Source organism: Candidatus Nanopelagicales bacterium (assembly GCA_018003655.1).
In the GTDB taxonomy this organism is placed as follows: domain Bacteria; phylum Actinomycetota; class Actinomycetes; order S36-B12; family UBA10799; genus JAGNDY01.
In genome coordinates this window covers 44,732-61,128 of the sequence record JAGNDY010000004.1, presented here as the reverse complement: position 1 = coordinate 61,128, position 16,397 = coordinate 44,732, and the positions used below count along the sequence as shown (strand labels likewise).

19 protein-coding genes are annotated in these 16,397 nt (G+C 64.2%); 12 read left to right on the top strand and 7 right to left on the bottom strand.

Features of this window, described 5'->3' with window-relative positions:
• Positions 1 to 104 precede the first annotated feature (104 nt).
• On the bottom strand, positions 105 to 1,265 hold the full coding sequence (locus KAZ48_02015) for an NADP-dependent malic enzyme (protein MBP7971546.1): 1,161 nt from the start codon (positions 1,263 to 1,265) through the stop codon (positions 105 to 107).
• A 114-nt stretch (positions 1,266 to 1,379) separates the two neighbouring features.
• Between KAZ48_02015 and KAZ48_02010 the strand changes: the two genes are divergently transcribed.
• The gene (locus KAZ48_02010; protein MBP7971545.1) at positions 1,380 to 2,321 is read left to right on the top strand and encodes a transporter substrate-binding domain-containing protein; all 942 of its coding nucleotides are present in this window, start codon (positions 1,380 to 1,382) and stop codon (positions 2,319 to 2,321) included.
• Here KAZ48_02010 and sodX read toward each other — a convergent pair.
• On the bottom strand, positions 2,318 to 2,587 hold the full coding sequence (gene sodX, locus KAZ48_02005; GenBank protein ID MBP7971544.1) for a nickel-type superoxide dismutase maturation protease: 270 nt from the start codon (positions 2,585 to 2,587) through the stop codon (positions 2,318 to 2,320). The two genes, KAZ48_02010 and sodX, sit on opposite strands and share 4 nt — an antisense overlap.
• A 167-nt stretch (positions 2,588 to 2,754) precedes the next feature.
• Here sodX and sodN point away from each other — a divergent pair, with 167 nt between their 5' ends.
• On the top strand, positions 2,755 to 3,156 hold the full coding sequence (gene sodN, locus KAZ48_02000) for a superoxide dismutase, Ni (protein MBP7971543.1): 402 nt from the start codon (positions 2,755 to 2,757) through the stop codon (positions 3,154 to 3,156).
• Here the strand turns inward: sodN and KAZ48_01995 are convergent.
• On the bottom strand, positions 3,153 to 3,701 hold the full coding sequence (locus tag KAZ48_01995; protein MBP7971542.1) for a GNAT family N-acetyltransferase: 549 nt from the start codon (positions 3,699 to 3,701) through the stop codon (positions 3,153 to 3,155). The genes sodN and KAZ48_01995 overlap by 4 nt on opposite strands.
• 60 nt (positions 3,702 to 3,761) lie before the next feature.
• Here KAZ48_01995 and KAZ48_01990 point away from each other — a divergent pair, with 60 nt between their 5' ends.
• A complete protein-coding gene (locus KAZ48_01990) occupies positions 3,762 to 4,175 on the top strand; it encodes an anti-sigma regulatory factor (GenBank protein ID MBP7971541.1) in 414 nt (137 codons plus the stop codon).
• A 71-nt stretch (positions 4,176 to 4,246) separates the two neighbouring features.
• The gene (locus KAZ48_01985) at positions 4,247 to 4,981 is read left to right on the top strand and encodes an RNA polymerase sigma factor SigF (protein MBP7971540.1); all 735 of its coding nucleotides are present in this window, start codon (positions 4,247 to 4,249) and stop codon (positions 4,979 to 4,981) included.
• 9 nt (positions 4,982 to 4,990) lie between these two features.
• On the opposite strand, the gene KAZ48_01980 is transcribed toward KAZ48_01985, so the two are convergent.
• Positions 4,991 to 5,500: a hypothetical protein gene (locus KAZ48_01980; protein MBP7971539.1), complete on the bottom strand. Its 510-nt coding sequence runs from the start codon at positions 5,498 to 5,500 to the stop codon at positions 4,991 to 4,993.
• Positions 5,501 to 5,568: 68 nt separating this feature from the next.
• Between KAZ48_01980 and KAZ48_01975 the strand changes: the two genes are divergently transcribed.
• Together KAZ48_01975 and KAZ48_01970 are read left to right on the top strand one after the other, a co-directional pair.
• Entirely contained in the window at positions 5,569 to 6,495 is a 927-nt protein-coding gene (locus KAZ48_01975; protein MBP7971538.1) for a diacylglycerol kinase family lipid kinase, read from the top strand.
• A gap of 348 nt (positions 6,496 to 6,843) precedes the next feature.
• On the top strand, positions 6,844 to 7,089 hold the full coding sequence (locus KAZ48_01970; GenBank protein MBP7971537.1) for a WhiB family transcriptional regulator: 246 nt from the start codon (positions 6,844 to 6,846) through the stop codon (positions 7,087 to 7,089).
• Between the two features lie 6 nt (positions 7,090 to 7,095).
• Here KAZ48_01970 and KAZ48_01965 read toward each other — a convergent pair whose 3' ends face one another.
• Complete coding sequence (locus KAZ48_01965; GenBank protein ID MBP7971536.1) at positions 7,096 to 8,547, bottom strand: sensor histidine kinase; 1,452 nt, start codon at positions 8,545 to 8,547, stop codon at positions 7,096 to 7,098.
• 51 nt (positions 8,548 to 8,598) lie between these two features.
• On the opposite strand from KAZ48_01965, the gene bioA reads away from it, so the two are divergent.
• The 5 genes from bioA to KAZ48_01940 all read left to right on the top strand — a co-directional run bounded on the left by bioA (position 8,599) and on the right by KAZ48_01940 (position 13,716).
• Positions 8,599 to 9,927: an adenosylmethionine--8-amino-7-oxononanoate transaminase gene (gene bioA / locus KAZ48_01960; protein ID MBP7971535.1), complete on the top strand. Its 1,329-nt coding sequence runs from the start codon at positions 8,599 to 8,601 to the stop codon at positions 9,925 to 9,927.
• 10 nt (positions 9,928 to 9,937) lie between these two features.
• Entirely contained in the window at positions 9,938 to 11,128 is a 1,191-nt protein-coding gene (locus tag KAZ48_01955; protein ID MBP7971534.1) for an 8-amino-7-oxononanoate synthase, read from the top strand.
• Entirely contained in the window at positions 11,125 to 11,859 is a 735-nt protein-coding gene (gene bioD / locus KAZ48_01950) for an ATP-dependent dethiobiotin synthetase BioD (protein ID MBP7971533.1), read from the top strand. The genes KAZ48_01955 and bioD overlap by 4 nt, the downstream gene beginning before the upstream one ends.
• On the top strand, positions 11,856 to 12,854 hold the full coding sequence (bioB, locus tag KAZ48_01945; GenBank protein ID MBP7971532.1) for a biotin synthase BioB: 999 nt from the start codon (positions 11,856 to 11,858) through the stop codon (positions 12,852 to 12,854). The genes bioD and bioB overlap by 4 nt, the downstream gene beginning before the upstream one ends.
• 178 nt (positions 12,855 to 13,032) lie before the next feature.
• Positions 13,033 to 13,716, top strand: coding sequence for a GNAT family N-acetyltransferase (locus KAZ48_01940; GenBank protein MBP7971531.1), 684 nt, complete (start codon positions 13,033 to 13,035; stop codon positions 13,714 to 13,716).
• A 43-nt stretch (positions 13,717 to 13,759) separates the two neighbouring features.
• On the opposite strand, the gene KAZ48_01935 is transcribed toward KAZ48_01940, so the two are convergent.
• Both KAZ48_01935 and KAZ48_01930 read right to left on the bottom strand, forming a co-directional pair.
• Entirely contained in the window at positions 13,760 to 13,975 is a 216-nt protein-coding gene (locus tag KAZ48_01935) for a biotin/lipoyl-binding carrier protein (GenBank protein ID MBP7971530.1), read from the bottom strand.
• Between the two features lie 45 nt (positions 13,976 to 14,020).
• The gene (locus tag KAZ48_01930; GenBank protein ID MBP7971529.1) at positions 14,021 to 15,364 is read right to left on the bottom strand and encodes an acetyl-CoA carboxylase biotin carboxylase subunit; all 1,344 of its coding nucleotides are present in this window, start codon (positions 15,362 to 15,364) and stop codon (positions 14,021 to 14,023) included.
• Positions 15,365 to 15,440: 76 nt separating this feature from the next.
• Between KAZ48_01930 and KAZ48_01925 the strand changes: the two genes are divergently transcribed.
• Positions 15,441 to 15,920 (top strand): hypothetical protein, encoded by a 480-nt coding sequence (locus KAZ48_01925; protein MBP7971528.1) that lies wholly within the window; start codon positions 15,441 to 15,443, stop codon positions 15,918 to 15,920.
• Positions 15,921 to 16,397: the final 477 nt, after the last annotated feature.

The following is a 16,397-nucleotide window of genomic DNA, read 5'->3' as shown; positions in this document are numbered from 1 at the left end:
GACCACACGGTGTCGTTGGCACAAGCACGCGATGGATTCGCGGCCATGGAGTCCGGGGACCTATTTGGCAAGATCGTCATCACCAACGAGTAACCCCGTCACCATCAAATACGCGCGACTCCGTCACGACGCGCGGCCTCAGACACCGCCGCCGCCACGTCCACCGCAACCCTCTCGTCGAAGCACGAAGGGATGATGTGGTCGCGAGTCAGCCGATCCGCGGCGACGTTCGCCAGCGCGTGGGCGGCCGCGAGTTTCATTCCTTCGGTGATTCGCGATGCCCGAACATTTAGTGCCCCGCGGAAGATTCCGGGGAATGCCAACACATTGTTGATTTGGTTCGGGTAGTCGCTGCGGCCGGTCGCGATGACGGCCGCGTACTTGGTTGCGATCTCCGGATGCACTTCAGGCTCGGGGTTCGCCAACGCAAAGACAATTGCGCCCGGCGCCATCGAAGCGATGGCGGATTCCGGCACGCGGCCGGCGCTGACCCCGATGAAGACGTCGGCACCGATAAGAGCGCGCTCGATCGGTCCGGTGAAGCCCTGCTGGTTCGTTCCGTCCGCCAGCGCTTGCTTCACCACACTGAGTCCCTCACGAGTTGTGTGGATCAATCCTTTGGAATCTGCGACCGCGATCTCACCAATGCCGGCTTCGACGAGCATCTGCGTCACGGCAACTCCCGCCGCCCCCGCACCTGAGACCACCGCCCGCAAATCCTCAATTCGTCGGCCGGTGACACGCGCTGCGTTGATCAGCGCCGCCAACACGACGACCGCAGTACCGTGCTGATCGTCGTGGAAAACCGGGATGTCAAGGCGGTCCTGCAACCGCCGTTCAACTTCGAAGCACCGCGGCGCCGAGATGTCCTCCAGATTCACTCCCCCAAAAGCCGGAGCAATCCTCACCACGGTCTCGACGATTTCGTCCACATCGGTGCAGTCCAAGCACATCGGCACCGCGTCAACGCCAGCGAACTCCTTGAACAGCAACGCTTTGCCCTCCATCACGGGCAAAGCGGCAAGCGGACCAATGTCTCCGATGCCCAGTACTGCCGTTCCGTCGGTGACGACTAGGACGGTGTTGGCCTTCCAGGTGTAGTCATAGGCAAGATCGGGATCGGCCGCAATTGCTTGCGAGACGCGGGCCACCCCAGGGGTGTAAGCGAGCGCTAGGCCCTCCGCGTCACGGATCCGGACGGCGGGTCGAACCTCGATCTTCCCACCCCGATGGAGGGGAAAGGCGGGGTCGACAGCCGGATCGATGTGGTCGGCTCGTTCCGAACCCAGCACGTAGACATTCCTCTCGAACGAAACAATTGGCAGCGGTATGGGATTCTCCCATACAGCAGATGACGCACCGGAGGGGAAGGAGCAACCATGGACCGACGTCAATTCGGCAAAAGCCAACCAGGCGGTCGCGTACGACTCGTCGTCGGCGCAGTTGCGGCGGTGTCGTTGCTACTCGGGACCGGCTGCAGCCCGACAGCTGACAGCACCCCATCCGCCGATCCTGGCCTCGCGGTCGATCCGACGCTCGCGGCCGCAGTACCCCCGCAGTACCGCCAAGACGGCGTTCTGCTTATCGCCAATGACCCGTCCTATCCGCCGATGGAGTTCATTGCGTCAGGCAACCGGGTCGGTGCGGACATCGATCTGGCGAATGCGATCGCAGCGGTCGTGGGCCTGCGGACGGAGTTCGCCGATCAAGCGTTCTCGACAATCGTCCCGTCGGTAGGCATTGGCCGTTACGAACTCGGCCTCTCGTCCCTGTGGGCGGTCGACCGTCGGTCCCCGTTGGCCAACATGACGACCTACTTCCAGGCTGGCACGCAGTTTGCAGTGCGCACCTCCGGTCGAGGACCGAGTACTCCCGGGATGGGGCTTTGCGGCTACTCAGTGTCAGTCGAGGAGGGGTCCGAGGTCGTCGACATGCTGGCTGACCAATCCAAAGCGTGCCGAGCGGCGAATCAGAAACCGATCCGGATTGCTGCCCGAGAGAGCCAACAGATCGCCAATCAACTTCTGATCAAAGGCCGAGTCACCGCGATGGTTGCCGACTCGCCAGTCGTGACCTGGTTGGTGAAGAACAACGACGGACGAGTGCGGGTGCTCGGCCCCCCCTCGAATCTGCGCGATTACGGCATCGCAACCCCGATAGGTTCGGGCGGCTGGGCGACGGTGGTCCGCGATGCAATCAAGCTGCTCATCGAGCGGGGCGAATACACCAGAATTCTCAAGCGGTGGTCCATCGAGCAGGGTGCCATCAGCGACCCCAAAGTCATCCCAGCGTCTCCGAGTATCCCCGTGGCGAATCCCTAGAGCAGCCGGGGAGCTGGCCAGTAGCGGGCAACAACGACGCCTCGAATCAGGTTGGGCGTGACGGTCCCGAAAGTTCGTGAGTCATCACTGGCACGAGGGTTGTCCCCGGCCAACCACCACGAGCCATCATCGGCTTGCTGGTGAACCCGTTTGATGATGAGCAAGTCTGGTCGATCGGGGCGCTGAGCGACGACGATCCGACCGACCCGAATCGGCATTGCGTGGGCTACCACTAGCCAGTCTCCCGGGTGTAGCGTCGGGCGCATGGAATCTCCGGCAACGGCGACCCTGGTCAGCGGACTCGGTAGGCGCACAGCGGCTTCTCGTCTCTTGTCGATCTCGTGGCGATAGTGTCGGCGAACGCCGACGATCAAGACTGTCGGTGCTGACCGACGATCCAGCCAATCGCAAGCCCGATCTAGGAAGGTAACGAATGCTCTCGCAACTATTCGCTCCCCGGACCATTGTCCACGCCCACTGCGACCTGCCCTGTGGTGTCTACGATCCGGCTCAGGCACGCATCGAGGCTGAGTCCATCAAGGGCATCATGGTCAAGGCTGCGGCCAACGAAGATCCGGGGTTTCAGATTCGCTCCGTCGTGATCAAAGAAGAACGCTCCGAACTGGTCAAGCATCACCTCTGGGTGCTGTGGACCGACTACTTCAAGCCACCGCACTTTGAGAAGTACCCGAACCTCCACACGCTGTTCAACGAAGCAACCAAGCTCGCCGGTGCTAGTGGCACCAAGGGCAGCAGCGATCCAGCTGTCGCCGACGAACTGCTGGGCAAGATTGACGAGATTGCCGAGATCTTCTGGGCCACCAAGAAGAGCTAGTCGTTGCTGTTGTCCGGCGTCGGGTTCGCGGCGGCGCCGGACAACGCTTCGCCCGCCAACCGAAACGTGGTCCACTCGTCCATCGGCACCGCGCCGAGTCGCCGATAGAAGTCGATCGCAGGCGCGTTCCAGTCCAACACCGACCATTCCATCCGGGCGTACCCGTACTTCACGCATTGCGCGGCCACCGACGCCAGCAACCGCTGGCCATAGCCGAGGCCCCGCAACTCGGGCCGCACGAACAAATCCTCCAGGTACGCGCCGTGTGTCCCTGTCCAGGTTGAGAAGTTCACGAACCAGAGGGCGATGCCACCCAAGTCGAACTGGCCTTCAGCGTCCCCACCGGCTGAGTGCTCCACGACCTGACACCAGACCGCCGGGGATCCGCTGGGACTATCCGATCCACCGAACAGGGCGCGCTCCAGCGACTCCACGGTGGCGACCACGGCCTGTGGCTCGCGTTCAAACTCGGCAAGATCGCGGATAAGAGCCAGGATTTCCGGAACGTCACCACGGGTCGCTGGTCGGATGAAGCCATCAGTCATACCAATGACCCTACGGTGCGAGTACGGTCAAGGAATTCACACGAACCCGAAAGGCGCGACGTGCCCGACTCCCCCGTCAAGCTCAGGCTCCCCGCAACGAGTGGCTATCTGGTGCTGGCGCGCACGGCCGTCGCTGCCCTGTGTGCTCGACTGGATTACCCACTTGACCGGCTCGAAGATGCCAAGCTCGCTGTCAACGAGGCCTGCTCCCTGCTGCTTGCTGACGCGAGGGAAGGGTCCGAACTTGACATTGATATGACGAGCGACGACGACGGTCTGCTGTCGGTCACCTTGCGCGCACACACGCAGCATGGTCGGCCGCCGAAGCAGACCTCGTTTGCCTGGACGGTGCTGTCAGCGCTGGTCGATAGCGTCACTGCCTCGGCCTCCAACGACACCGTGACGATCACCCTGCAAGCTAGCCGTGGGACCACGCCAGCACCAATCGGCGAGACTGACCTGGTGGGCTCGTGACTGTGACCCGGCGGAAGAGCCGCGGCTGGACCGACCGCGATCGCGCCCGCGAGAAGGTCCTGCTCGCGCAGATGCGTGACAGTGAGGTCGGCAGCGCCGATCACCAGGCGGCCCGCGACGAGCTCGTGACCATGCATCTGCCGCTGGTCACTCACTTGGCTCGCCGGTTCCGGGATCGTGGCGAGCCCCACGATGATCTCGTGCAAGTTGGAACCGTCGGACTGATCAAGGCAGTCGACCGGTTTGACACAGATCGCGGCGTCGAGTTCTCGACCTTCGCGACCCCAACAATCGCCGGCGAGATCAAACGGCACTTCCGCGACCGAGGGTGGTCAATCCGGGTTCCGCGACGGCTGCAGGAGATGCGCCAAGACATCGGCCGAGCAACGCAGGAGTTGTCTCAGCGCACAGGCCACACGCCGACCGTCAAAGAGATCGCCACGTTCCTGGAGGTATCCGAGGACGAGGTTCTCGAGGGCCTGGAAGGCGCTCAGGCCTATTCGACGCTGTCGTTGGACTCCCCCGCAGGTTCGGGCGACGGTGAATCCGATGCGGCCACCTTGACCGACACCCTCGGCAGCGAGGACGACGCACTTGAAGGGGTCGAGTACCGCGAGTCCCTCAAGCCGCTCCTAGCGGAGCTGACCGAGCGCGAGCGCCAGATCATCATGATGCGCTTCTTCAAGAACATGACCCAGGCCCAAATCGCCGACGAGGTAGGCGTCTCGCAAATGCACGTCTCCCGGCTGCTGACCAAGGCGCTGGCACAATTGCGCACCGGCCTGACGAACGAGGACAACTACTAGCGAGCGGAGCTACGAGCCGGAGCCACCGTCGGGGTTGTTGCCTTCGCCCGGGTCACCAGCTTCGGCATCCGCGCTGTCGGTGGCGTCAGCAGACCGCGGATCCTCGGCGGCCGCCGGACTGGGTTCACGGGCGATGGACGCGATGCCCAGGGCGATGCCCGCGAGTCCCAAGAGCCCGATCAGCGCACCCACGACCTTGACAGTCATACCGTCGCCGGCCCACACCGTGTAAGCGGTGATCAGGACGAACAACTGCGTGAGCATAAACGGCGGTCGCGCGGTGGTTCGGCCACGCAACATGCCACGAGCGACCAGACCAATCCCGAGGGCAAAGATCGCAAAGATGCTGATCTCCACAATCGGGGCGGACTCGGTCGCTCCGGAGGAGTTTGTCGCGGTGACTGCTAGGACGACGCAGTAGACGGCCAGCGCAACGGCCTCGATGGCCGCGACCAAACCAGCTCCGCGGTTGGTTACGTCCAACCTCGCGCTCGCGGTGGGGTTCAGCTCTGCGCTCACTGCCGCGACCTCCGATCTGTCGTCCCTGTCCGACGTGACCCTAACCTGCTGCCAGGTACGCTGCCGAGGTGCGCGGTCTCTTGGTGGTCAACCCCAATGCAACGTCAACGACTCCCAGGGCACGCGAGGTGTTGGTCGGTAGCCTGGCCCACCAGTTCCACCTGGAGACGACCACCACCAACCACCGCGGTCACGCTGCTGAGCTCGGCGCGCAGGCGCGCAGGGACGGCGTGGACTGCGTCATCGTCTTCGGTGGCGACGGGACGGTCAACGAAGTCGTCAACGGCATGGTGGGTGACCTCGACGACATCTCGACGATGCCAGTCCTCGGCGTCGTCCCCGGGGGAAGCGCCAACGTGTTCTCGCGCAGCCTCGGCTACCCACAGGATCCGATCGAGGCAACCGGCGAGCTCATCGCCTCGATCCGTGACCAACGAATCCGGACAATCGGCCTGGGTCGAGCGGACGAGCGTTGGTTCCTGTGCAATGCCGGACTCGGCATGGACGCGGAGATCATCGCTGCCATGGAGGAAGCCCGATCCAACGGGCGGGCGGCAACCCCGAGTCGCTACTTGCGCACCAGCATCGCCCAGTTCTTCCGCGGCACCGATCGCAAGGTGGCCCCGCTGACCGTCATCCGACCGGGCGAGGATCCAGTCCGTGGGATCTTCCTGGCAATCGTCCAGAACTGCTCGCCGTGGACATACCTGGGGGGATTGGGAGTCAATCCCTCGCCGGACGCGTCGTTCGACACCGGTTTGGATTTGTGGGCGATTCGCTCGATGTCGGTTTCGGCGGGGCTGCGGTACACCCGAAGGCTGCTCACTCGCAGTCGTTCCCAAACTGGGAAGAACCTGTTGGCAGAGCATGATCTGGCCGATTTCACCATCGCCTGCCAGCGGCCCACGGCCCTGCAGGTCGACGGTGAATCGCTCGGTGACGTCGACGAGGTGCACTTCACCGCCCACCAGGACGCGCTGCGGGTTTTTGTCTGACGAGCGACCCCACCGGGACTGTTGATCGGCCGTTCGAGTGTGAAGTGGGTCACTTGCCGATTGTCACGGGCTGTATGGCACCGGTGACCAAAAGCCACGAAAGTCCTGCAACTACGTAGTTTTGGAGCCAAATGTGATCCACGCGACACCACTGTGAGACGACACCGTCTCGAATGGCCTTGTCACATCAGCGCGCTTGTGTGAACCTAATTGAGGAACGGATTCGGGGCACCATACGCCACCGAAATTCAGACCAAGTACTCGACCCCCGAGGCAACTTTCACGCTCGTGGTGTGCCGGGAACTAGATCCGCATCAGATGGGTGCGGCACTGTGGGAGGAGCACCGCATGGACTGGCGCCACAAGGCAGCCTGCCGTGACGAGGATCCGGAACTCTTCTTCCCGATCGGCGACACCGGTCCGGCCCTCATCCAGATTGAGGAAGCCAAGCGGGTCTGCCGCTCGTGCACGGTCGTGGACTCCTGCCTGCAATGGGCGATGGAGACCGGCCAGGAAGCTGGCGTTTGGGGCGGCATGAGCGAGGACGATCGCCGACTTGCCCGCCGCCGGGGACTGCGCGTTCAGTCAGCCTGACCCAACTCACTCATCGACCAGTGCTGGCAGCAGCACGTCGATAACTACCGTTGTTCCGTTCGGGGATCCAGGTTCCCAGGTGACCGCTCCGCCTAGCTCTTCGGTGACCAGTGTCTTCACAATCCGTAGACCTAACCCAGCCATCTCGGTCGGTTTGAAGCCTGCGGGCAGTCCAACTCCGGTGTCGGATACTTCCGCAGTCACCCGACGGCCCACACGGGTCAGTTTGAGCCGAACCTCACCCGAGCCACCCGCCAATCCGTGAGCGACGGCGTTGCTCAAGACCTCATTCAACGCCATCGCTAGCGGCGTGACGACCGTCGCGGGCAAGCGACCCGCGCTGCCAACTCGGCGGACATCCGCATCTTGGGCCAGATCACGGGCCAACGCGATGATTCGGTCGGCAACGTCGTCGAAGTCAGCATGTTCCCCGCCCTGGTTCGACAGCGCCTCGTGTACCACCGCGATGGCCCCCACCCGCCGAACCGCCTCCTCAAGCGCTGCCCTGCCTAGTGGCTCGTCGATTCGACGCGCCTGCAACCGGAGCAGTGCGGCCACTGTCTGCAGGTTGTTCTTCACACGGTGGTGAATCTCGCGGATTGTCGATTCCTTGGTCAGCAGCGCCCGCTCCTGACGTCGCAGGTCAGTCACATCCCGGACCAGGACCAACGCACCCATGTGCGTCTCATCGAGAGTCAGCGGCAGGCTGCGCAATGTCACTGCTGCCTCCGGATTCTCGATCTGGGCAGATCCGGCGGACCGGCCGGCACAGACCAGCGCAATGGCCTCGTCCACTGGGCCGGGGGTGCGGGCGAGTCGAACGGCGGTACCCGCCAGGTCAGTGCCGACCAGGCCGTGGGCTAGTCCCAACCGGTGGAACGCCGACAGCGCATTCGGCGAGGCGACAGTGACCTGTCCGTTGGGGTCGAGCCGGATGAAGCCATCTCCGACTCTCGGTGGCGAGTCCGTTGCCGACAAGCCCTCCGGCAATGGAAAATTGCCGGCCGCAATCATTGCGATGAGCTCGGCGGCACTGGCTAGGTAGGCGGCTTCCAACGCGCCACCGGCAACGTCTCGGCGGGCCGCGTGGCGGGCGATCACCGCGATGACTCGGCCTTCGCGAGTCACCGGAATGGCTTCCTCCAGGCCCGTCGGCCCGGCCTCCTCGAAGCGGCGAACGACGCGGCCGCTGGTGTAGGCACGATCGAGGATCAGGCGCCTTCCCTTCGCGACGAACTGACCGACCACATCATCGGGTATCGCCGTCGGCCCGGTGGTGGGGCGAGCTTGCGCAACTGCCGTGAAGCCACCGTCGTTCCAGGTCGGCACCCACAGCACCAGGTCGGCGAAGGCCAGGTCGGCCACCAGTGTCCAGTCGGCCACAAGCGCGCGCAGATGATCGCGGTCCTCGGGTCGCAGATCGCTGCGATCAGCGAGTAACCGCCGTCGGTCAACCATGTGGCGAGGGTACGGCGAAATCGAAGTGGGCGCGCCTGCGACCATCGATGTATGACCCGTGACCCCTCCGATCGCACCGCGGATCTGATCCGACGCGACGCGACCAGCGTGTGGCACCCGTTCACACAGCAGTCCCTGTGGCTTGCCGACGAACCGATCATGGTCGAGCGGGCGGAAGGCATGTACTTCTGGGACACCGACGGCAAGCGCTACCTGGACGGTGTGTCCTCCCTGTGGGTGAACGTGCACGGCCACGCGGTGCCGCAGATCAACGATGCGATCACAACTCAACTGCAGCAACTCGACCACGTCACCTTCCTGGGCCTCGGCCACGAGCCTGGCGTGGTTTTGGCCGAGAAGCTGCTCGCGACCGCGCCCGCACAACTCACCAGGGCCTTCTTTGCCGGCGACGGATCGAGCGCAGTCGAGGCCGCCATCAAGATGGCCTACCAGGCCCAGGCGCAACGCGGCGAGGATCGACCATATTTTGCCCACATCGCCGAGGGGTACCACGGCGACACGTTGGGGGCAGTCAGCGTCGGCGGCATCGACCTGTTCCACGCCACCTACCGACCGATCTTGTTGGAGACCCGCATGGTCTCGTCCCCTGGCGTGATCGCGCAGGGCCAAACCCGCGGACAGCGCGCGGCCGAGGTGCTCGCCGAATTTGACCAACTGCTCCAACGCGACGGCGACCGGATCTGTGCGGTGGTGATCGAGCCACTCGTGCAGGGTGCCGGCGGAATGTTGACCCACCACGTGAGCTTCGTAAGCGGCGTTCGCAAGTTGTGCAACCAATACGGCGTACTGCTGATCGCCGACGAGGTTGCCACCGGCATCGGCCGAACCGGGACGATGTGGGCGGTCGACCAGACCGGCGTCAGCCCCGATTTGATGACGTGTGGCAAGGGACTCACCGGCGGCTACCTGCCCCTGTCGGCAGTCCTTGCCACCGAGGAGATCTACGAGGCGTTCCTCGGCACACCGGAACAGTCTCGAACGTTCTTCCACGGCCACTCCTACACCGCCAACCCCATCTGTGCGGCGGCCGCAATCGCCAACCTGGACCTGATGAGCGAACGCGACACCGTCGGTCACGCCGCGCACATCGGTGAGCTACTCGGCGAGGCCCTGACCCCGTTGGAGTCCTATGAGGGCGTCAAGGAGATCCGACGAGCGGGAACCATGACCGGAATCGAGGTCGCCTCGATCGGATCCCGCACCGGCTTCCAGGTCTGCCAAGCGGCCCGCGAACAAGGCGTGTGGGTCAGGCCGCTGGGTGATGTCGTCGTCTTGATGCCCCCGCTAGCCATCTCCGACGACCAGGCGTTGGAGCTGGTCGAGGTCGTCAGCGATGCGGTTCGAACGGTCGTCACGTGAGCGCAGCACGATGAGCATCGACAGCGAGGAGCACCCGGCTCCCGAGCCCCATCCGACCTGGTCCTGGCTGGAGCAACGCTCCCTGCAGCGACGTAAGGCAGGACTGCGCCGACGCCTGTCTCCCCGGCAGGCAATCAGGCCGAACCACCTTGACTTGGCCTCCAACGACTACCTGGGGTTGGCGACTGACACCCGAGTGATCTCCGCTGCCGCAGCGGCTGCCGGGGTCTGGGGCGCGGGCGCGACCGGTTCCCGTCTGGTCACCGGTTCGACGGCTCTGCACCAGGACCTGGAGTCCGAGTTGGCGAGCTTCGTCGGTGCCAGCAGTGCGCTGGTCTTCTCTTCGGGGTACCTGGCGAACATCGGCGCGATCACCGCGCTATCGGACAAGGACACCCTCATCGTCTCCGACGCACTGAATCATGCGTCGTTGATCGACGCCATCCGCCTCACCGGCGCCCCTGTCGTGGTGACCGCTCATCGCGATGTCGACGCTGTGAACGCCGCACTTGCACACCGGACAGTCGCGAAAGCGCTGGTGGTCACCGATGCGGTCTTCAGCGTGGACGGGGATCTGGCGCCGCTACGGGAGCTACATCTGGCAGCGCGCACCCACGACGCGCTGCTAATCGTGGACGAGGCTCATGCCATCGGAGTCATCGGGGAGGCCGGAGCCGGAGGCTGCCGGGCCGCCGGGATCAGTGGCGAACCAGACGTCGTCATGACACTCACGCTTTCCAAGTCGCTGGGCTCCCAGGGCGGTGCCGTCGCGGGCACCGCGGCGATCACTGACCATCTGGTGGACACCGCTCGATCCTTCATCTTCGATACCGGCCTTGCCCCTGCCTCAGCGGGTGCCGCCGAGGAGGCGTTGCGGATCATCACCGCCGAGCCCTGGCGGGTGGCGAATGTGCGGCGTCGGGCACGCGAACTGCGCGACGCGGCCCGTGCGGCTGGCTGGCAGACCAGCGAACCTGATGGAGCCGTCGTTTCGGTCTTTGTCGGATCCCCAACCGCTGCCGTCGCGGCGGCCGCTGCCTGCACCAGAGCCGGCGTTCACGTCGGGTGCTTCCGACCACCGTCCGTGCCCGACGGCCGATCCCGGCTTCGACTCACCTCACGTGCGACGCTGAGCGATGTGGACATAGCCACCGCGGCGGCTGCGCTGGCAACCGCCGCCCAACTGGAGGACTTGCCATGAGCGGAACCATCCTCACCATTACGGGGACTGGCACCAGCGTGGGAAAGACCGTGGTCACCGCAGCACTGGCCGCCCTCGCGGTCGACGCTGGCCAACGCGTCGCCGTCGTCAAACCTGGGCAGACCGGGGTGCGCGGCGACGATCTCGGCGACGTCGACGACGTCCGGCGGCTCGCTGGCGTTGCAGACACCTACGAGCTTGCCCGATTCTCCGATCCGCTGGCCCCGGCCGCGGCCGCCCGAATCGCCCACGTCCCGCCGATCGATGTGGCCGAGGTCGCTCGGCAGATCCGCGAGATTGCCGAGGACCACGACTTGGTCCTGGTGGAGGGCTCCGGCGGATTGCTTGTTGAGTTCGATGATCAGCACCACTCGATCGCCGACATCGCCCAGGATCTCGGGTCGGACAGCGTGGTCGTCATCGCTCCGAATCTGGGAACGTTGAACCACACGGCATTGACGCTTGAGGTCATGCGGCATCGCGGGCTGGCACTCGCCGGGGTGATCATCGGCAGTTGGCCGAAGAACCCCGACCTCTCGTGTTGCACCAATCTCGATGACATCGAGAGCATCGCTGGGGAGCCGCTGTCGGGAGCGATCCGCGAGAATCGCGCCAAGCTCGGCAAGTCGGAGTTTCTGGAAGCTGCTCGCAAGGGCCTAGCCCCCAAGTTTGGTGGCGAATTCGATGCGGCAGACTTCCGACAGCGCTTTGACTATCGGAGGATTGAGTGACAACGGACGTTTTGGATCGCGCACGGCAGGTTGTTCTGGAGCATGGTGAGGGCCTGAGCGAGGCTGATCTCCTTGCCGTCTTGACCCTTCCAGACGATCGCATCACCGACCTGCTCGGCCTCGCCCACGAGGTTCGCATGCGCTGGTGCGGCCCCGAGGTCGAGGTTGAGGGCATCGTGTCGATCAAGACCGGCGGGTGCCCCGAGGACTGTCACTTCTGTTCGCAATCGGGTCTGTTCGCCTCACCTGTGCGAGCGGCCTGGCTGGACATCCCCAGCCTGGTGGAGGCCGCAGTTGAGACCGCCGCCACCGGTGCCAGTGAGTTCTGCATTGTCGCTGCCGTCCGTGGCCCCGACGAGCGCCTCATGTCCCAACTGCGCGAGGGAGTCGCGGCTATCAAAGCTGCCGTTGACATCAACGTCGCCGCCTCACTCGGAATCCTGACCCCTGAGCAGGTCGCTGACTTGGTGGAGATGGGGATCCATCGCTATAACCACAACCTGGAAACTTCCCGGTCGTACTTCCCCAAAGTCGTTTCGACCCATACCTGGGAGGAGCGGATGGAGACCCTGGAGATGGTTCGTGACTCCGGCATGGAGGTGTGCTGTGGCGGCATCGTCGGCCTCGGGGAATCGATGGAGCAGCGCGCCGAGTTTGCTGTCCAACTAGCGAGCCTGCGGCCGCACGAAGTCCCGCTGAACTTCCTCAACCCGCGCCCAGGGACTCCCTTCGCCGATGTGCCGGTCATGGAAACCAACGAGGCACTCAAAACGATCGCAGCGTTCCGGCTGGCCCTGCCCAAGACCATCCTGCGATTCGCGGGCGGTCGCGAAATCACCCTTGGCGACCTTGGCACCCGCGAAGGACTGCTCGGTGGCATCAACGCCGTCATCGTGGGCAACTACCTGACAACTCTGGGCCGTTCGTCAGATACCGACATGGACTTGCTGACCGACCTGAAGATGCCGGTCAAAGCACTGTCGGACACGCTGTAGCACTGGCCCAGCCCGACCCGCTAGGACCCCCTCCCCCCGGGGCTGATCTGCACCTACCGACCCGCAACCCGTTGGAGTCCACATGATGATGAACCAGAAACTGCTCGCCGCCATCGCCGCAGTGCTCGTCGGCGTGCTGGTGTTGGCTGTGCTCGTCAACTTCATCTAAGACCTCGCAATGCTTGGCCGGTCCGTCGAGATCCGAGAGATCCGCCCAACAGAATTCGAAGCGGTCGGTGAGTTGTGCGTCAGTGCCTACCTCGCAGGCGGAGTAGTCACCGACCACGACCAGTACTTGCCGACGCTTCGCGACGTGGCCGCTCGTGCTGGCGACGATTCGGCCCAGGTTCTGGTCGCAACCACCGCTGGGCGCATCGTCGGGACTGTGACCTACTGCCCGTTCGGATCCCCGTTGACCCAGATCTGCCGCAACGGAGAGTTCGAATTCCGCTTTCTTGCCGTTGCCGTCGGGCAACAAGGCAATGGCCTAGCGACCACCCTCATCGACGCATGTGAAAACCTTGCCCGAGCAACGGGTCTGACCACCTCAATCGCCTGCGTGACCGACACCAACACCGGCGCTGCGGCGCTCTACCAAAAACTCGGGTTCGTACACGTGCCTGAGCGCGACTGGCATCCCATGGAAGGCGTCACCTTGGAAACCTACGAGCGACCGATCGCCACCGAATACTGCGGCCGCTGTGGCGCGATTCTGTCGAGCGGAGATCACCAGGCGTGCGAGGCGGCCCTGAAGCTGGAACCGCCGCGCTACTGCGAGGTCTGCCGCCGCCGCATGATCGTTCAGATCACACCAACGGGATGGAAAGCCCGCTGCAAGCAGCACGGTGAAATAACTGGCTGAGGCTGGCGAGGGGTCCGGCCTGGCGAGGGTTCGGCTGGCTGGGTTAGGTGCTGATGACCGCGATGACGTCGCCCTCGTGGATGACGTCGCCCTCAGCGACTTTGAGTTCGGTGATCATTCCGCTTTCCTCTGCGACGACGGGAATCTCCATCTTCATTGATTCCAAGATGACGAGGGTGTCGCCGTCGGCGACCGTATCCCCAGCCGCCACTAAGACCTTCCACACGTTCGCCGTCATTTCAGCGCAGACCTCAGACACTGGTGCCTCCTCGTTGTTGTTGTCGCCATCCAACCAGCCCGGGGCCTAGCCGCGCATCCTGCCGATGATCCCGGTGTCGTAGTCGCCCTGCCGAAACTGCTCATCGGCGAGCAATTCGGTGAAGAAGGGCAGGTTGTTCTTAGGTCCCACGATGGTGAAGTCCGCCAACGCTGCTGCCGCCCGGGTCAGCGCTGCCGCCCGATCCTGGCCGTGAACCACGAGCTTGGCCATCAACGGATCGTAGAAGGGCGTGACGACTGAACCCTGTTGGTAGCCAGCGTCCACCCGGATGCCGTCGCCGCAGGGCTCCACCCACTCGGTGATCGTCCCCGGGCCGGGCAGGAAGCGCTGAGGATCCTCGGCATAGACGCGGAATTCGATCGCGTGTCCGGTGGGTGTTGGCAGGTCGCCGGGGTCGAAGGTGGGTGGAAGCCCGGCTGCGATGCGCAGCTGCTCCTCAACCAGGTCCAGTCCAGTCGTCATCTCAGTGACGGGATGCTCGACCTGTAGCCGGGTGTTCATTTCGAGGAACCACGCCTCACCCGTTGCGGTGTCGAACAGCATTTCGACTGTGCCCGCGTTTTGGTAGCCGACCGCTTCGCCGGCTCTGGCGGCGCTAGCCAACAGCTCTGCCCGCAACTCGGGACTGACTGCGGGTGAAGGGGCTTCCTCAGCCACTTTCTGGTGACGGCGCTGCACGGAGCAGTCGCGCTCACCAAGGGCCACCACAGTGCCGTCGGCCAGCCCGAGGATCTGCACCTCGATGTGCCTCGCGCTCGGAACGTAACGCTCGAGCAGGATCGCCGGGTGGGAGAAGAAGCGCTGCGCACGGGTTTGAGCCGTCTCAAACGACGAGGCCAGCTGTTGGGCGTCAAAGGCAGCGGACATCCCGATCCCGCCACCACCGGCGGCCGCCTTGACCATGACCGGGTAACCGATCCGGTCCGCCTCAACCAACGCGGCGGCGATATCTGGAACCGGCCGCGAACTTCCCGGTGCGACGGGAACGCCCGCGGCCGCCATCCGATTGCGAGCGGCGATCTTGTCACCCATCGCACGCATCGCGGCGGGCGATGGCCCGACCCAGACGATGCCCTCATCCATCACCTGCTGGGCAAAATCGGCGCTCTCAGAGAGGAAGCCGTAACCCGGGTGAATGGCTGTCGCGCCGGTCTTTCTGGCTGCCGCCAACACGGCCTCGGGGTTGAGATAGGACTCCGCCGGCGCCGCTGGGCCAATCAACACCGACTCGTCGGCGTCAGCGACGAATGGCAGGTCGACATCGGCCTCGGAGTACACCGCAATCGTTCTGATGCCGAGCCGTTGAGCGGTTCGGATGATGCGTCGGGCGATCTCGCCCCGGTTGGCAACCAGCAAGGAGTCCATCACGCGGTGAAGATTAGCCCGGCCCACTTTGCGTTGAATCTGCGCCTACGCGCGCACAAGTTGACCTAAGGTGAAAGGCGTGGATGACACCGACGACCCGCGTGACCACCTTCGGCTTGCGCCAAGCCATGGCCTCTCGCTGATTCACGGGGAACGCAAAGCCGGAATTCCGATGGATTCCATTGGCGACGAGCAGACTCGACCCGCGCTCACCTCGATCGTCGTCAAGGTCGACGGCGACCGGGTCGTCGCAACCGCGACGCTGGCCCTCAACGGTTACGTCTTACACGGCACCGCCGAGGGCAATCGGTCCGATCGCACCTCCCATGTCGCAAGCGCGACTCTCGATTCGATTTCGGAGTTGCTGTCCGGCTCCGCGTCGATCGAGAACGCCATGGTGGTCGATGTCGAGGGCCGACAGGTCGCGCTCACCATCGTTCGGGTCGAGTCGGAGGGCATAACTGACATGCTCGTTGGCAGCGCGATCGTGCGCGGGGACCACGAGGACGCGACGGCGCGTTCGGTGCTGTCGGCGCTGAACCGCCGCCTCAGTCGGTGAGCTCCTGTGCAACCATTGGCTGGATCACTCCGCGATCCTGCGGCATGACAGATCAACATCAGGAGCGGCTATGAGCAAGCGTGGACGCAAGCGTCGCGCACGTAAGAAGAAGAGCGCAAACCACGGTCGCCGACCCAACGCCTAAGGCCACACCGGATAGGTCCACCGATCAGTGACCTATTCACGCGTGGTCTAGTGGCTGGGCATTCGGCGGCTAAGCAAGAAAGGCGGGAGCGCGATCAGCGCCCCGCCTTTGTTGTACCGATGCCCAGCAAGAAAGGCCGGAGCGCGATCAGCGCCCCGCCTTTGTTGTACCGATGCCCAGCAAGAAAGGCGGGAGCGCGATCAGTGCCCCGCCTTTGTTGTACCCAAAGAATCAGTTGCGGCGAAATTCGGGCGACGAATCCGCGACTCGCGCTGAGCCACACGTTTCGATACGCAGCCGCACGATGAGGGCCGTGACCCGGCCACGTAGAT

Excerpts from the sequence above, each read along its gene's own strand:
- KAZ48_02010 (MBP7971545.1), top strand. The coding sequence starts at position 1,380 with ATGGACCGACGTCAATTCGGCAAAAGCCAACCAGGCGGTCGCGTACGA.
- KAZ48_01995 (MBP7971542.1), bottom strand. The coding sequence starts at position 3,701 with ATGACTGATGGCTTCATCCGACCAGCGACCCGTGGTGACGTTCCGGAA.
- bioA (MBP7971535.1), top strand. The coding sequence starts at position 8,599 with ATGACCCGTGACCCCTCCGATCGCACCGCGGATCTGATCCGACGCGAC.
- sodN (MBP7971543.1), top strand. The coding sequence starts at position 2,755 with ATGCTCTCGCAACTATTCGCTCCCCGGACCATTGTCCACGCCCACTGC.
- KAZ48_01965 (MBP7971536.1), bottom strand. The coding sequence starts at position 8,547 with ATGGTTGACCGACGGCGGTTACTCGCTGATCGCAGCGATCTGCGACCC.
- KAZ48_01970 (MBP7971537.1), top strand. The coding sequence starts at position 6,844 with ATGGACTGGCGCCACAAGGCAGCCTGCCGTGACGAGGATCCGGAACTC.
- bioD (MBP7971533.1), top strand. The coding sequence starts at position 11,125 with ATGAGCGGAACCATCCTCACCATTACGGGGACTGGCACCAGCGTGGGA.
- KAZ48_01940 (MBP7971531.1), top strand. The coding sequence starts at position 13,033 with ATGCTTGGCCGGTCCGTCGAGATCCGAGAGATCCGCCCAACAGAATTC.
- KAZ48_01955 (MBP7971534.1), top strand. The coding sequence starts at position 9,938 with ATGAGCATCGACAGCGAGGAGCACCCGGCTCCCGAGCCCCATCCGACC.
- KAZ48_01985 (MBP7971540.1), top strand. The coding sequence starts at position 4,247 with ATGCGTGACAGTGAGGTCGGCAGCGCCGATCACCAGGCGGCCCGCGAC.
- sodX (MBP7971544.1), bottom strand. The coding sequence starts at position 2,587 with ATGCGCCCGACGCTACACCCGGGAGACTGGCTAGTGGTAGCCCACGCA.